The sequence below is a fragment of the Gordonia sp. NPDC003425 genome (assembly GCF_053588635.1).
In genome coordinates, this window is the sequence record NZ_JBSFQI010000023.1 from 41,865 (window position 1) to 57,490 (window position 15,626).

At 66.0% G+C, this 15,626-nt stretch carries 15 protein-coding genes; 9 read left to right on the forward strand and 6 right to left on the reverse strand.

Annotated features, from left to right (window positions below; genetic code table 11):
• The first annotated feature begins 156 nt into the window (after positions 1–156).
• Together ACWDTD_RS19675 and ACWDTD_RS19680 are read left to right on the forward strand one after the other, a co-directional pair.
• Positions 157–2,520, forward strand: coding sequence for a transglycosylase domain-containing protein (locus tag ACWDTD_RS19675; protein WP_449748815.1), 2,364 nt, complete (start codon positions 157–159; stop codon positions 2,518–2,520).
• Positions 2,417–4,153 carry a glycosyltransferase family 87 protein gene (locus ACWDTD_RS19680; RefSeq protein WP_449748816.1) on the forward strand — a complete coding sequence of 579 codons (1,737 nt, stop codon included), beginning with the start codon at positions 2,417–2,419 and terminating at the stop codon, positions 4,151–4,153. The genes ACWDTD_RS19675 and ACWDTD_RS19680 overlap by 104 nt, the downstream gene beginning before the upstream one ends.
• A gap of 19 nt (positions 4,154–4,172) precedes the next feature.
• Here the strand turns inward: ACWDTD_RS19680 and ACWDTD_RS19685 are convergent, their stop codons facing one another.
• The 3 genes from ACWDTD_RS19685 to ACWDTD_RS19695 all read right to left on the reverse strand — a co-directional run bounded on the left by ACWDTD_RS19685 (position 4,173) and on the right by ACWDTD_RS19695 (position 6,669).
• The gene (locus ACWDTD_RS19685) at positions 4,173–4,721 is read right to left on the reverse strand and encodes a GNAT family N-acetyltransferase (protein WP_449748817.1); all 549 of its coding nucleotides are present in this window, start codon (positions 4,719–4,721) and stop codon (positions 4,173–4,175) included.
• Positions 4,722–4,767: 46 nt separating this feature from the next.
• Entirely contained in the window at positions 4,768–6,201 is a 1,434-nt protein-coding gene (locus tag ACWDTD_RS19690; RefSeq protein ID WP_449748818.1) for a hypothetical protein, read from the reverse strand.
• Positions 6,202–6,270: 69 nt separating this feature from the next.
• A complete protein-coding gene (locus ACWDTD_RS19695; RefSeq protein WP_449748819.1) occupies positions 6,271–6,669 on the reverse strand; it encodes a VOC family protein in 399 nt (132 codons plus the stop codon).
• A gap of 231 nt (positions 6,670–6,900) precedes the next feature.
• On the opposite strand from ACWDTD_RS19695, the gene rpsF reads away from it, so the two are divergent.
• From rpsF to ACWDTD_RS19725, 6 genes are all read left to right on the forward strand, one after another.
• Positions 6,901–7,182, forward strand: a complete 282-nt coding sequence (gene rpsF / locus ACWDTD_RS19700; RefSeq protein ID WP_449748820.1) for a 30S ribosomal protein S6 — start codon at positions 6,901–6,903, stop codon at positions 7,180–7,182.
• 131 nt (positions 7,183–7,313) lie between these two features.
• Positions 7,314–7,823 (forward strand): single-stranded DNA-binding protein, encoded by a 510-nt coding sequence (locus tag ACWDTD_RS19705; protein WP_449748821.1) that lies wholly within the window; start codon positions 7,314–7,316, stop codon positions 7,821–7,823.
• A gap of 48 nt (positions 7,824–7,871) precedes the next feature.
• Positions 7,872–8,126 carry a 30S ribosomal protein S18 gene (rpsR, locus tag ACWDTD_RS19710; RefSeq protein ID WP_449748822.1) on the forward strand — a complete coding sequence of 85 codons (255 nt, stop codon included), beginning with the start codon at positions 7,872–7,874 and terminating at the stop codon, positions 8,124–8,126.
• Positions 8,127–8,143: 17 nt separating this feature from the next.
• Positions 8,144–8,596: a 50S ribosomal protein L9 gene (gene rplI / locus ACWDTD_RS19715; protein ID WP_449748823.1), complete on the forward strand. Its 453-nt coding sequence runs from the start codon at positions 8,144–8,146 to the stop codon at positions 8,594–8,596.
• Between the two features lie 290 nt (positions 8,597–8,886).
• A complete protein-coding gene (locus ACWDTD_RS19720; RefSeq protein WP_449748824.1) occupies positions 8,887–9,045 on the forward strand; it encodes a hypothetical protein in 159 nt (52 codons plus the stop codon).
• A 17-nt stretch (positions 9,046–9,062) separates the two neighbouring features.
• Positions 9,063–9,668, forward strand: a complete 606-nt coding sequence (locus ACWDTD_RS19725) for a universal stress protein (protein WP_449748825.1) — start codon at positions 9,063–9,065, stop codon at positions 9,666–9,668.
• Between the two features lie 123 nt (positions 9,669–9,791).
• Here the strand turns inward: ACWDTD_RS19725 and ACWDTD_RS19730 are convergent, their stop codons facing one another.
• On the reverse strand, positions 9,792–10,358 hold the full coding sequence (locus ACWDTD_RS19730) for a hypothetical protein (RefSeq protein WP_449748829.1): 567 nt from the start codon (positions 10,356–10,358) through the stop codon (positions 9,792–9,794).
• Positions 10,359–11,041: 683 nt separating this feature from the next.
• Here ACWDTD_RS19730 and dnaB point away from each other — a divergent pair.
• Positions 11,042–13,276, forward strand: coding sequence for a replicative DNA helicase (gene dnaB / locus ACWDTD_RS19735; protein WP_449748826.1), 2,235 nt, complete (start codon positions 11,042–11,044; stop codon positions 13,274–13,276).
• A 32-nt stretch (positions 13,277–13,308) separates the two neighbouring features.
• On the opposite strand, the gene ACWDTD_RS19740 is transcribed toward dnaB, so the two are convergent.
• The gene (locus ACWDTD_RS19740; protein WP_449748827.1) at positions 13,309–13,584 is read right to left on the reverse strand and encodes a hypothetical protein; all 276 of its coding nucleotides are present in this window, start codon (positions 13,582–13,584) and stop codon (positions 13,309–13,311) included.
• Between the two features lie 84 nt (positions 13,585–13,668).
• The gene (locus ACWDTD_RS19745) at positions 13,669–15,462 is read right to left on the reverse strand and encodes a hypothetical protein (protein WP_449748828.1); all 1,794 of its coding nucleotides are present in this window, start codon (positions 15,460–15,462) and stop codon (positions 13,669–13,671) included.
• Positions 15,463–15,626: the final 164 nt, after the last annotated feature.

Below are 15,626 nucleotides of genomic sequence, written 5' to 3' on the forward strand. Positions count from 1 at the left end.
TTTGCCCAAGCCCGGGGCGTGCGTCACAGTGGTGTGGTCAGTGATGACGGGAACTGGGGCGATGGAGAAGTTTAGAGTGATGAGCGGTCAACCGAGCACCAGTGCGGTTGCGACCCCCGCGGCAATGGCCGCGACGATGTGGCAAAGGGGCAATCGATGAGCGACGAGAAGAAGTCGTCGCCAGGGCGCGCCGAGAGCACCCAGAACAAGCGGACCAAGAACACGGGCAGCGCAACCAAGCGCGCCGGGGGCAGCGCTCCCCGATCCGCCGACGAGAAGACCCGCTCGCGCCACCGCGTGGTGGCGTGGACGCTGGGCATCCTCGCGGCGATCGTGCCGGCGATCGCGCTGCTGGGCATCATCGCTTTCGCGGCAACCTATCTCACGGCCACGGTGCCCGGGCCCGGCGACATCAAGCAGAACCAGGTCGCGACGATCACCGACTCCAGTGGCAAGACTCTCGCGAAAATCGTTCCGCCCGAAGGCAATCGCACCGACGTCAAGATCACCGATATCCCGCAGTCGTTACAGGATGCGGTAATCGCCGCCGAGGATCGGCAGTTCCGCAGCAACGAGGGATTCTCCGTCACCGGTATCGGCCGCGCCGTGATCGGCCGGTTCACCAACAACGCCGACGCGGGCGGCGGTTCGACGATCACCCAGCAGTACGTGAAGAACGCGCTGGTCGGTGACGAGCACAGCTATCAGCGCAAGTTCAAGGAGCTTGCGATCGCGACCAAGATGTCGGGCGAGTGGTCCAAGGACGACATCATGTCCGCCTACCTGAACACCATCTACTTCGGGCGTGGTGCTTACGGCGTGTCGGCGGCCTCGCAGGCCTACTTCCGCAAGGACGTCAGCAAACTGACGCCCGCCGAGTCGGCGGTGCTGGCCGCGGCCATCCGCTCCCCCTCCTACTACGATCCGGCCGTCGACAAGGACGCGGCGTACGCGCGCTGGAACTACGTGCTCGACGGCATGGTGCAGATCGGGGCGCTCACCAAGGCCGAGCTCGACGAGATGCAGTACCCGAAGGTGGCACCGCAGCCCGCGGCGGCCGCCGAGACCCCGGGTCCCAACGGCCTGATCAAGCGTCAGGTGCTGGCCGAGCTGGCCAACCTGAACATCTCCGAGGCGCAGGTGCGCACCGAAGGCCTCAAGATCACCACCACGATCGATCCGCAGGTGCAGAACGCCGCCGTCCAGGCGGCCTGCCGGCAAAACAAGATCTATCCGTGCGACAACGGGATTCTCAACGGTGAGCCGGCCAAGTTGCGTACCGCGGTGGTGTCGATCGATCCCCGGACCGGCGGTGTTCAGGGCTATTACGGCGGCGACGACGGTCAGGGCTGGGACTACGCGCAGGCCGGTCTGCAGACTGGCTCGTCGTTCAAGGTGTTCGCGCTGATCGCCGCGCTCGAGCAGGGCGTCCCGCTGTCCAAGGTCTACAGTTCGGCGCCCTACCAATCGCCCACCGGACTCACCGTGGAGAACTCCGACGGCGAGAGCTGCGGATCGTGCAACCTCGCGACCGCGATGAAGATGTCGCTGAACACCGTCTACTACCGACTCATGATGGATCTCAAGGGGCAGGCGCAGGCGGTGGCCGACGCCGCGCACGCCGCCGGCGTCGCGGAGTCGTTCGGCAACACCGAACACACCCTGCAGCAGCCGAACGGTTCCGTCGAGGGCGGTGTGGTGCTGGGCCAGTACCCGTCGCGCGTCATCGACATGGCGTCGGCCTACGCGACGCTCGCCGCGTCGGGCATCTACCGCGACCCCTACTTCGTGCAGAAGGTCGAAACCGCCAGCGGTGACGTGCTCTACGAGCATCCCAAGAACGACGGCAAGCGCGTGTTCCCGGCGAAGGTCGCCGACAACGTGACCGCGGCTCTGGAGCCGATCGCGGCCTACTCCAACGGCAACTCGCTTTCCGACGACGAGCTCGGCGCGCGCCCGTCGGCCGCCAAGACCGGTACCGCACAGCTCGGCGACACCGGCCAGAACAAGGACGCGTGGATGGTCGGGTACACCCCGCAACTGTCCACCGCGGTCTGGGTGGGCACCGATTCGGGCACCGCGCTGACGAACTACGGCGGCTCGCCGGTCTACGGAAGCGGCCTGCCCGCCCAGATCTGGCGACGCACGATGGACAACGCCCTGGCCGGCCAACCCATCGAGCAGTTCCCCGAGCCTGCGGCAGTGGGCGGACAAGCAGGCGTGCCCTACGAAGCTCCCAAGACGTCGTACAACAACGACTACGACACCCGCACCAGGACGCGGCAGGCGCCGGAGAACCCGAACACGCCCAATCTGCCCAATGGCGGCGGTGGCGGCGGCGGGATCACCCTGGCGCCGGGGGTCACCATTCCGCTGCCGGGTGCGCCCGAGCCGGGCGGAAACGGCGGTACCGGCAATGGTGGCGGAACCGGGGGTGGCGGCGGTGGCACCGGTGGCGGGGACACCGGCGGAGGCACCGGCGGCGGTAACCAAAACACGCCCGAGCCGCCCATTGGATGACACCGGCGCTGCGGCTCCGGACGATTCCGTGACGTCTGCCCCGGCACCCCACACTCCGACGCCCACCGGTCCGGCACCATTGGCCGAGGATCTGCGTAGCGACAGCGCGCGGATCATTCCGAGCCGCTCCGACGTGGTGGTCGGCGAGGCCAGCCGGGTGGTCGGCGGGCCGATGGGTACGCACGCGGCAGTCGGCCGCAGCCGCAGCTGGACTCCGGTGCGCATCCTGCTGGCATTCGCACTGTGCGCGTTGGCACTCGGCTGGTTCGGCAAGGCGGGATGCCTGCAGCAGGCGCCTGCCACCAGCGCGGCCAACGACACCGGCGCGGGCCTTCGGCTCGACTGGGACAACCAGCGGCAGTTCACCGATCTGTGCTACTCCGACGTGATCGCGCTCTTCGGAGCCGAACGCCTCGACCGCGGCGCCTTCCCTTACAAGACGTACTGGTACCAGAAGGATGCCGACGGCAACACCATCAAGCGGTACATGGAGTATCCGGTCCTCACCGGGCTCTACATGTACGCCGCGGCGCAGACCGCCGACGCGTGGCAGAGCGCCCACGACAAGTGGGGTGTCCCTGCGGCATTGACGGTGGTCCTGTTCTTCAACCTGGTGGCACTGGGCCTGGCGCTGTTCTGGCTGGTCACCGTGTGGGCCACCGCACTGACCGCACGAACGCGGATCTGGGCCGCGTGGCTGGTGGCACTCTCACCGCTGGTGGTGGTGCACGCCTTCACCAACTTCGATGCCATCGCGGTCGCCATGGTCGCGTTGGCCATCCTCGCGTGGGCACGCGAGAAACCCTGGCTGGCGGGACTTTTCATCGGACTCGGGGTGGCGTCCAAGTGGTATCCGGTGTTGCTGCTGGTGGTATTGCTGGTCCTGTGCCTGCGGGGCCGCAGGATGTGGAACTTCGCCGCCGCCGCGGCGGCGGCGGTACTGACCTGGGTCGTGGTGAACCTTCCGATCGCCGTCCTGTACCCCAACGGCTGGCTGGAGTTCTTCCGGTACAACGCCGAACGCAACGCCGACTCCGACACCGTGTTCCACATCATCGCCGAAGCGGCCGGATTCCGTTGGAACATCACGGTTCTCAACACCCTGACGCTGGGCCTGTTGGTCGCGGCACTGGCCGGCATCGCCTTCCTGGCGTTGCGTGTGCCCACCCGACCCCGGCTCGCGCAGCTCGCCTTCCTCGCGGTGGCGGCCTTCCTGCTGGTGAACAAGGTGTGGAGTCCGCAGTACTCGTTGTGGCTGGTTCCGCTTGCGGTGCTTGCCATTCCACATACGCGGTTGCTGCTCACCTGGATGGTGATCGATGCGCTGGTGTGGATCCCGCGGATGTCGTTGTTCCTCGACCCCGAGCGCCGCTGGCTGCCCGAGGGCTGGTTCATCCTCGCGGTGGCGATACGGGGCGTGATGGTGATCGCGATGTGCGTGGTGGTGATCTGGCAGATCTATCATCCGCGTGACGACCTGGTCCGTCACGATCGCATCGGCACGCCGCTCGACGATCCCGCGGGCGGTGTACTCGACGGCGGACCCGGCGCCTACCGCGGTGACGTGCCCGCCGCGTCGCCGTCGTACGAGAAATTGGAGACTTCCGGCGCGTTCGTCGCGAAGGGCACGTGAGTCGCGAGGCGCACGTGAGTCACGAAAGTCGTTTGAAGAGCGCGGGTTTCGCTGCGGGCCAGTCGTTGTCGGTCATCGCGTACTGCGCCGTGGTGCGCCAGCCGTCACCGAAGCGGCGATGCTTGCGCAGCAGCCCCTCGAAGGTGGCGCCCAGCTTGAGGATCGCCGCGCGTGATTGCGTGTTGCGCTCGTGGGTGTGCCAGACCGCCCGTACCGCCCCGCACTCCTCGAACGCGTGCCGTAGCAGCAGGTACTTGGCGGTGGGATTCACCGCGGTGCCCTGTACGTCTTCGCCGTAGAAGGTGTAGCCGATGGCGACCGCGAGGTTCGCGGGATCGATGTCGTAGTAGCTCGTGGTGCCGACCAGACGGCCGTCGTTGTTGTCGATGACCGCGAAGGCCACCCGATGGTCGGGATCGTTGCGGGCGGCGGTGATCCAGGCGCGGGCCGACTCGTCGTCGGTGGGGACGCCGGGCACCCAGCGGAACCTCGACGGATCGGTCACCACAGCACCGAGGTCGGGCGCGTCGTCGGGGGTGAGTGGTCGCAGGGTGACACGATCTCCCACCAGCGGGTCGTCCCCCAGCCACGCACTTCTCACGTGTACCACGCGTTCACTTCGACCACGCCAGCTCGATGTCGGGTTTGTCGAGTCGGCCCGGCGACAACATGGATGCCAGCGGCTCGCGCAGCGGCGCACGCACGAGCGCGGCGATCAGATAGAGGTGGATGGCGGCGGTGGCCCACACCCCGATGTTGACGCCGGCCATCACCCACCACTGCATCGGCGACCCGGAGGTGTAGATGCCGAACAGTCGGAAGATGCTGATGTCGAGGATGAAATCGGCCACCAGGTAGGCGACGATGACCGGCCAGCGGACCTTGAGCAGCACGAAGAACGGCAGAATCCACAACGTGTACTGCGGCGAGTGCACCTTGTGGAACAGCATGAACCCGGCGAGCATCGACCCCGACACCCCGATCCACGGATACGTGCCGATATCGCGGTAGCGACGCCACCCGAGATAGAGCGCCGCGGCAAAGGCGCACATGATCAGCACGGGTGAGAGCAGGCCGACGAGAGAGTTGTAGGTGTCGTTCTGGCCGCCGGTGAAATGCCGCAGACCCCAGTACCAGATGGAGTTGGTGTCGAGATCGGACTTGCGGCGGCCCTGGAACGTCAGCGCCGCCTTCCACCCGTCGTACCCGGCGATCATGAAGGGCGCCTGGATGGCGATCACCGTCACCGCGGCGGCGCCGACCACCCGCAGCGCGCCCACCCAGTCGAGATCACGGGTCGCCGGGTGGGTATCGGTGGTGCGCGTCAGCACGTACGCCGCGAGCGGCAGTACGAAGAAGCCGGGATAGAGCTTGAGGCAGAAGCCGATGCCGAGGACGATCGCGGCGAGCACGGCCGCGGTGCGCACCGACAACCTGCGCTCACCGGTGCGGGGACTGGTCGTCGATCCCCACGCCATCACCGCCACCGCGCCCACCGCGGTGGCCACCACGGGCAGTTCCCAGTTGTGAAACGCGTAGAGCACCAGCGGCGGGGTGGCCGCCCACAGCAGCACCCACCAGCGGGTCATCAACGCCAGCATGATGGTGATCGCGAACGCGAACGGCGCCAGAAGGAGTGCGGAGTGTCGGAAGAACTCGGTGTCGGTGTGAGCGCCGATCGCTCCGAGATACATCAGCAGACCCGACAGCACCGGGTACTCGACGACGCCGCCGAAGAGTTTTCCGTCGGCGCCCATGCCCCCGTGGATGTAGGGAAACACGTGGTTGTTGATGTCGCGCCCCACCCACAGGTACATCAGGTCGGAGTAGCACGCGATCAGGGCGTGGGGATCGCCGACGGGGAAATGGTGCGAACGCCCGTCCGGGTAGTAGGGCGCCCCGCCGCACTTGATCTTGAACTTGTACGACCAGTACAGCGCCGCCGCCGTCAGCAGCATCGAGGTCAGCGTCACCACGGCTGCGTCGCCGCGTCGTGAGAGTGAGTACTGCCCGAAGCTCAGAACAGGAGTGAAGCGCAGCGCGGGCATGGCCTACAGGGTAGGGGGTGGCCGGTGGGTGGTCCGCGCCACGTACCCGGCGCAGTCATCGAAGGTGCATCACGACGCGAAGCGTGCCCGCGCCGCATCGGTGAGCGGGGTAAACAGGTTGATCAGATTTCCATCGGGATCACGCAGCAGCAGCGACCGGTTACCCCACGGCATCGTCGTCGGTTCGTTGACGAACTCGGTGACCGTGTGGCGCAACGTCGGATAGAGCGCATCGACGTCGTCGACGAGGAAGTCGAGGGTGATCGAGTGATTGTCGCGTGCTCGCGCGGCGTCCTCGCCGAGGAGCGGCACGGTCTGGGTGCTGGAGATCGCGAGTGTGCCGGTCGGGGTGCTCAGCTCGGCGAAGAGCGGGTGCACACGGTTGGCGACGACGCCGGTCAGCTTTTCGTAGAACGAGACGAGAGCATCGACGTCGTCGGTGAAGATGCGCGTGGCGGCGAGATTCATGGTGTCCTCCTGGGGTGCTCGGCGGATCGGCTATCCGTCGTCACCGACGCTAAGAGCGATAGCGGACAAGTTCTGTCCGGTATCGGCGGGCAAGCGGCCGACCTCTTCCCAAGCGATCGCGATTTCGCTGGTCAGCGGCATTCGTGTATCTTGGAGAGGTTGCCGACGCAGGCGACCCTCCTGCCACGGACAGTCCGTGGCCGATGAGCCCATAGGAGGTGATGTGGTCTTATGCGTCACTACGAATTGATGGTCATCCTCGATCCGAATCTGGACGAGCGCACCGTCGCACCCTCACTCGATACCTTTCTCAACGTTGTCCGCAATGATGGCGGCAAGGTTGATGGTGTGGACATCTGGGGCCGACGTCGACTCGCGTATGAGATCGCCAAGCACAGCGAAGGCATCTACGCGGTCATCGATCTGAACGCGGAGCCCAAGACGGTGTCCGAGCTCGACCGTCAGCTGAAGCTGAACGAGTCGGTGCTGCGCACCAAGGTCCTGCGGAAGTAGTCCACAGATTCCCCGATCGACGCCGAGAAACACCGACCCCGTCGGTGGGCCCGCCTAGGGTTGAGGTCACACGCGACCAACCTCGGAGCACATCGATCGACGAGTGCCCAACCACGACCAAGGGGACACACATGGCAGGCGACACGGTCATCACCGTCATCGGCAATCTCACCGCGGATCCGGAACTCCGGTTCACGCCGTCGGGAGCCGCGGTGGCCAACTTCACGGTGGCGTCCACGCCGCGCACCTTCGACCGTCAGACCAACGAGTGGAAGGACGGCGAAGCGCTGTTCTTGCGCTGCAACATCTGGCGTGACGCTGCGGAGAACGTGACCGAGAGCCTGACCAAGGGAGCCCGGGTCATCGTGCAGGGCCGCCTCAAGCAGCGGTCCTACGAAACCCGCGAGGGTGAGAAGCGCACGGTTGTGGAACTCGAGGTCGACGAGATCGGCCCCTCGCTGCGGTACGCCACCGCCAAGGTCAACAAGGCCTCGCGCGGTGGGGGCGGCGGCGGGTTCGGATCCTCCTCCGGCGGCAGCCGGGGCGGAGCGGGCCAGCAGGCGGCCGACGACCCGTGGGGCAGCGCTCCGGCGAGCAGCGGATCCTCTTTCGGCGGCGGGGACGACGAACCACCATTCTGATCGCGACGACGGTAGCCCCGTCATCGCACATTTTCTGGGAGAACACATATGGCAAACAAGAAGGGACGGAAGGTCCGCGTAGAAAAGGTCACCAAGACCAAGGCGTGCTCCTTCTGCAAAGACAAGAAGTCGCAGATCGACTACAAGGACACCGCGCTGCTGCGCCGTTACCTGTCCGACCGCGGCAAGATCCGGTCGCGTCGCGTGACCGGCAACTGCGTCCAGCACCAGCGCGACGTCGCGGTGGCCGTCAAGAACTCGCGTGAGGTGGCACTGCTGCCCTTCACCTCGACCTCGCGATAAGCGGAAGGGGAACTGACATGAAGCTCATCCTCACCGCCGCCGTCGAGAACCTCGGCGAGGCCGGCGAGACCGTCGAGGTCAAGGACGGCTACGGCCGCAACTACCTGCTGCCCCGCGGCCTGGCCATCAAGGCCACGCGCGGAGCCGAGAAGCAGGTCGAGGGCATCCGCCGCTCGCAGGAGGCCCGCGAGATCCGCGGCCTCGAGCACGCCAACGAGGTCAAGCAGGCCATCGAGGCGCTCACCGACGTGTCGCTGACCGTGAAGACACACGATTCGGGCAAGCTGTTCGGCTCGGTCACCGCAGCCGACGTCGCGGGCGCCATCAAGGCCGCCGGCGGCCCGGCCGTCGACAAGCGTGTCGTCGAACTGCCGAAGGGTCACATCAAGGCCACCGGCACGTACCCCGTTGTGGTGACCTTGCATCCCGACGTCACCGCCACCGTCGACCTGGCGGTCGTCGCGAACTGACGCTCGCCGCAATCACTGGTCGCAAAGGCCGGACGGACATGGTCCGTCCGGCCTTTGTTGTCCGTACGTCTACGTTGGGCGACTTGCCAATCGCGTAGTCCGCACAACACGAGGGACAGGCGGAACACAAGTTGCGTAGTCCGCTACGCATCACGGTTCCCGTGTGCGTTCGTAGCGTTGCTCTCACGAGTTGTTCTGTGTCGGGGCGGAATCCGGCAGGTCACATCGGGGTGCCTGCGGGGAGAGATTCGTCTACCACCGCAGGTCATTTCAACCCGGAGATGTACACCATGCCCACCATCTGCCTTCTCATCCTCGCCGCAACCCTCTGTCTCGCATTCGGGTTGTTCGGCCAGCCCTCCCTCGACTACGGCGAGCGTTCCCAACTGCTCGCCCGTGAACGCCGAAATCGGTTGCGCAACAGCGCAGTCGACGCGGCTGCTCACTGACGGCCGGAGGTATCACGATGTTTCTCGGCCAGCACATCGAACACCTTCCGGTCACCGCGATTCCCGTGCGTGACACCCAGCCGCCGTCGGCGCTTCCGACGGTCGTCGTCGGTGTCACCGATTCGGAGTCGTCGCGGTGGGCCGTCGTCTATGCCGCCCAGTGCGCCCGCGACACCGTGGCTCTGCACCTCGTCGGCGCGGTCGGCAGTACACCGATCCGCCCGAAGTACTCGCCCTCCGAAGTCATGCTGCGCACCGCCCTGCGCGACGATTCGTACCTGCTCGAGGAGCGGACAATGGTCGACGAGGTGCTGCGCTGCGCACGCGAAGCGGCACGAGCGGCGGGCGCTGTGCACGTGCACTGTGTGGTGCGCAGCGGCGACACGCACGTGGTGCTCGCCCGCGAGGCGCAGCAGCTCGGCGCCGGGGCCGTGGTGATCGGCGGCCGGCCCTCGGCGCACTGGCTAGCCCGAAAGCTCTGCGCGACAACCGATCTCCCCGTCGTTCAGGTGGCACCCGGAGCGGCATCGGCCTCGCTGGTGACCACACGGCCGCGCCGGCTCGGCGACTTGCGATTGCGACGCGCGCGGATCACCGTTCCCACAGGGGCTCCCGCGAGCTGACCCACTTTGGTGGGTCGAGCGTGCCCACATCCGGGTCGAGCGTGCCCACATCCGGGTCGAGCGTGCCCACATCCGGGTCGAGCGTGCCCACTCACCTGCGGCACGCGCGCTCTCGGGTGCGAATCACCACGGCGCGGGCGGAGCGGCCGGCAGTTGATTCCAGTACTGCAGGGGCGGCGGCAGGTATCGCGGTGCCGGGTTGCCCGCGTGCGCGGTGTCACCGGACGGGAAGTAGAACTTGTGCCACGCGGGAGTGAAGATCAGTGCGCGTTCGCCGGTGCGGCACGCCACCTGGGTGGGCGACGGCACGGTGCAGGTGACGCCTCCGACGGTGATCCGACGGCCCACGGCGAGCAGCGGCGGGCGGAATCCCGCGGCCGACCCGAACCGGTAGGTGGGGGCGTTGATCTGCCCCTGCGACGGCACCCACCACGGCCCCTGCGCGTCGTCGGTGATCGCCGCGCCGTCGACGCGGGGCGGCGCGGTGGCCGGATGCCCCTGGCAGCCGACGGAGCGAGCCGACGGGCCCAGCTGGCACATCCAGCGGCCGGTGGTGAAGAACCATCGGCCGTTGTCGGCGTAGGCCACCGATTGGTAAGGCGTGGGGTTCACCGGGGTGAACCGGGCGAGGTCGAAGGCGGCGGGCAGCGTCGGGGATCCGGGGGGAGCCGCCTGGGCCGGTGCTGACATCGTCGGCGCGATCCCGCCGGCCGCGAGAGCGGACCCGGCGATCACCGCGGCGCCGGCGCGGCGGAGTGTGCGTGCGAGTCCCGGGTTCGACACTGCGCCAGTTCAGCACATGGGGGCACGCCGCGTGGGCAGAACCGGACGATCGCGACTCCGTAGCAGCCGGGAATAAGTGAGTGCACACCCTGCGAGCAGTCGTAATGCAGATCACACCAATCGTTCACTTCAATGTTGCGGGGAAGTGGTTGCACGGTCTGAGCAACACGCCCGAGACCACCTTTAAGACGACACGCCGAGCCCAGAAAAATTTGGAGCTGTGGATAGTTTTCACACCGCCTGAACTGCGGATTCGCGATTACGCACAAGCTGACTCCTCACGTTGTCCACATCCACTGCACAAGCCCTCGTGCGAAGACGGCGCCGCGTCCACAGCTCGTCCACAGGTTGGCGCACAAGTGGGTTTGAGTGGACGTTCGTCACCTCCTAATGTCGTCCTGCAGTGCCACCGGGTAGCAACAGGTTCAGCCACCGAGCCGATTGTCGGAGCCCGCGAGTACTACCGGAATCACCACCTCGTCGCCCGGCCGGCGACGCCTGGGTGGAGATCTCCACTAACGCCGTGTCGACGGTGCTGACGGTTGGGGATATCGGTCGTCAGCGATCGATGGATCGAGAGGCGGGGAGACGTGGCAGTTGTGGATGATCGCGGCCGTGGCGGGTCGCGCGACACCAGTGGTGCCGAGCCGTTGCCCGATGTTCCCGCGGAGGAGTTCGGTCGCCAGCCCCCGCAGGACATGGCCGCCGAGCAGTCGGTGCTCGGCGGCATGATGCTGTCCAAGGACGCCATCGCCGACGTCATCGAGAAGATCCGGTCCAACGACTTCTACCGGCCGGCGCACCAGGCCGTCTACGACGCCATCCTGGAGCTCTATGGCCGCGGTGAGCCCGCCGACGCGGTGACCGTCGCCGCGGAGCTCGAGCGGGCCGGGGAGCTGCGCCGGGTGGGCGGGGCGCCGTATCTGCACACCCTGATCTCCACGGTGCCCACTGCCGCCAATGCCGGCTACTACGCCGAGATCGTGGCCGAGCGCGCGATCCTGCGGCGGCTGGTGGAGGCCGGGACACGCATCGTGCAGTTCGGCTACTCCGGGGCCGACGGCCAGGACGTGGCCGAGGTGGTCGATCGTGCGCAGGCCGAGGTGTACGAGGTCACCGAGCGCCGCACCGCCGAAGACTACGTTCCGCTCGAAGAGCTGCTGCAGCCGACGATGGACGAGATCGATTCGATCGCGTCGCGTGGCGGGATCTCGCTGGGCGTGCCCACCGGGTTCGCCGATCTGGACAAGGTGACCAACGGACTGCATCCCGGTCAGATGATCATCGTGGCCGCGCGGCCCGGTGTCGGGAAGGCGCTCGCCCTCGACACCCCGCTGCCCACGCCCGGCGGGTGGACCACGATGGGCCGGGTGTCGGTGGGTGACCGGCTGCTCGATGCGCAAGGTCGGCCCACCACGGTGGTCGCCGCAACCGACGTCCTCACCGACCGCCCGTGCTACGAGGTGGAGTTCAACGACGGCGCGGTGCTGGTGGCCGACGAGGAGCATCAATGGGTGGCCGACGTGGACGCCGAGCAGCGCCTGCTGACCACGCGCGAGCTGCGCACCTACGTGGGCTGCGCGGTGGTGCGCAACACCAAGCCATTGGAGTTGCCGCGCAAGCATTTTGCCTACGGTCCGTACACGGTGGCCGCGTTGGCGGGGATGGCGTTCGACGATCCGGAGATCGCGATGCGCATCGACGCCGAGGGGCCGGTGGATGCGATGACGGTGATGGCCGACCTCGGTGGACGCATTCCCTACGAGTACCTGCGGGGTTCGATCGCGCAGCGTCGGGCACTGCTCGCGGGGTTGCTCGATGCGCGCGCCAGCGTCGACGAGGACGGGTGGATCATCGTGCCGGCGGCCACCCGCCACATGACCGAGGTGGTGGCCGATCTGGTGGCGGGTCTGGGCTACAACTACAAGCGGTCGGCCACCGGCTGGCTGCGGGTGGATGCCGACGACGACGTGTTCACCGTTCATCACAAGGCGGTGCGGCACAAGGAACTTCGCGGTCGGGCCGGGGTGCGCCGCGTGGTGGCGGTGCGCGCGGTGCGCAGCGTGCCGGTGCGGTGTGTGCAGGTGGACAACCCCGAGTGCCTGTATCTGGCCGGTGAGGCGATGGTGCCCACGCACAATTCGACGCTGGCCATGGACTTCCTGCGGTCGTGCGCCATCGGCCACCAGATGACCGCGGCCATGTTCTCGCTGGAGATGAGCAAGACCGAGATCGTGATGCGCCTGCTGTCGGCGGAGGCCAAGATCAAACTCGGCGACATGCGCGGCGGTTCGATGAGCGACGACGACTGGACGCGGCTGGCGCGGCGGATGGGGGAGATCTCCGAGGCGCCGCTGTTCATCGACGACTCGCCCAACCTCACGATGATGGAAATCCGCGCCAAGGCGCGCCGACTCAAACAGCGCCACGACCTCAAACTCGTTGTGGTGGACTACATGCAGCTGATGACGTCGGGCAAGAAGGTGGAGTCCCGGCAGCAGGAGGTGTCGGAATTCAGCCGCCAATTGAAGCTGCTCGCAAAGGAACTCGAGGTTCCTGTGGTCGCGATCAGCCAGCTCAACCGCGGGCCGGAGCAGCGCACCGACAAGAAGCCACAGGTGTCGGATCTCCGCGAGTCGGGATCGCTTGAACAAGATGCGGATATGGTTATATTGTTGCACCGCCCGGACGCTTTCGAGCGCGACGACCCACGCGCGGGTGAGGCCGACATCATTTTGGGCAAGCACCGCAACGGACCGACGGCCACGATAACCGTTGCGCACCAACTGCATTTGTCCCGCTTCGTGGATATGGCGCGGGGGTAGTTGGGTGGTGGCGGTAGTGTAGGTGTTCGTGGCTACGGGCTCGACCCGCGCGCTTGCTCGCTGTGGTTGCCGGGATCCGCGTCAGCCTGCGGAGCCTTCAGCAGTAGAACGACGTCGGCATTGACCCCTCCATAGGTCGGGTCGAGATACGGCAATCGGCGTTCGCAATTCTCGCGCTTGCTGATCCGCCACACCAAGCGATTGAGCTCGACGACGTTCGACTCTTTCTGTGCCAAGCGAACTCGAAGCTCACGGAGCGCATCGGCGCGGAGAGTTCCTGGGGCATTGGGAATCTCGAGGCCATTCACCCTCGCGGATTCTACGGAATTGTGGAGCGTGGTGGGGATTCCTGGCCAGGTCATTCCGCAATTGCAAGGTAGCCGTCGTAGATCTCAATTGGACCAATTTCTCGACATAGCGAGAGCCCTCTCGACGATGTATGGGTTGTGCGCGACCCGTTGAGCCGAGGGTCCGAGGCGACACAGGCGAAGCGCGGAGGTAGCTGCTGCGCGGGTGATCCTCGTGTCGTCGAGGAGGCGCTCCAAAGCGTCGAGTGACTCGCCGTGGACGGTAACCGTCCCAGGGCCGAACTCGCTGTAATCGGCCGGGGACAACGCGGCCCCAGGGTGGTGACGCAGCAGTCTGACCACTCCGAAATCGTCAGCGACCTGGGCCTCGATCTCGTTGGCCTGAAGGTATCCAATGACCCGCTGTGACCAATCTTCGCGCAGGATCGTCAGTGACTCTGTCCGGGAAATCGACAAGCAAACGATCACCGAGTACGTCGACTCTTTGGTCCCGTGTTTGGAGTTGGGAAGGCAGCTGATCGCCCAGCTCCGAAACTCGGTCAGGGCGGGAAACGGAACGCAACGAAGCAAATACGCTCTGACGATGCGAATGACCTGGCTCGCCTCGGGAAGTGCCATGAAGCGGTCCAACCTGGCTTTCGCACCGCCGAAGTCGGAGGTTTTGAACGGCTGCAGGGGAGTCTTGTCGGTTGAGTTGACCTGGTCCGGATGAGCGAACCACCGGGCGATCGTCTCGTCGGCGGATGCGCCGGAGAACAGAGCAGTGAACTCGGGCGAGGGATCGATGGGGTTGGCCATTTCGCGGAAGTTACGTGCGACGAGCTCGTTCTTCTGTGCGTCATGGATGAGCGTGCGCTCGGCGTTGAGTAGCTGCTGCTTCCGAGCTTTGCTCTGCCGGGGCAAGGCTGCGGCGGTCGGGTCGTAGCGGAGGTAGTACGCCTCGATTTGCCCTGCGTAAGTCTTCTCATGCGCGGCGAACCGTGTCGCGAAGTTTACGGTTTCACCGACGTAACAGCTGCCGTCCGTGAAGGCGAGGACGTAGTGGCCAACCGGGCTGTTGTCGGCGATGGCGCTCGACACTTGCGCCCGGGTCGCCCACGGCCCGGTCATGTGATGGTCTCTTACCCAAGCTGAAAGGCGAGCTTTCCGGGCTGCGACTTCGTCGTCAGTGAGATCAGCGACCGCGCTGTATGGGTCGGACGGTAGGTTTGTGGCAGGTGTCAATCCTCCATGAGAGTGCCAATTGGGTTCGGCAGCAACAGCATCTGGCATCAACCACGTCGGAGCGATTGCAAGTGCAAGGCCCAACAGTTCATCGAAGTCTATGGGCGCGGTGACTCCGTCCGACCCGAGAACTCCAGATACGGTGTCATCGAGTGTGAACTGTGCCGTGTCGCTGTTGAGAAGAGCGATGGTCACCGGTGAGGCGGTCCGTAGGCCTCGATATTTCCAGGCGAGCTCCACCAGGGAGGAATCCCAAGCCGCCGGCGGTGTAGCGGTGATGAGTACGCGATCAGCCTCGGCGGTCGCGTTGATCCGCCACCCCAAGCTGAGGAGCGCATACACAAGATTCAGCGGGGTCGGCTCGGACAGATCCGCGTCGCCGCGGACTGGCAGCGCGACACCCACCTGTACCCAGCCCTCAGTGTCATCCCATACTGCAACGGGCTCATCGCGTCCGGTGCAACGGATTTGCAGCCTGCTCTCCTCGGTGCCCATCCATGCCGCGAGCGAGCTGCCCGGCGTGAGCGATTCAATCAAAGCCGGGGTGCTCGGATCGTCGGTATAGAGAACCGCCTCGTCCAGGACGTCGAGATCCTCGAGAAGATCGCTGGGGTCGATCTCCTCGATTTCATCATTGTCGGCTTGTCCATTCATGACGTGTCGATTTCCTCGCTGTCGTACTTCGCGCTGCGTCGTATGCCGGAGAGTCTCGCATGGGCATCTGACCTGACTTTTATCACCGAATCGGACATAGTAGACGCGTAGCGCGCTGACCTGGGGTGTTGTGTGGTTGGGCGGGTGGATTTGCGCACTAAGTG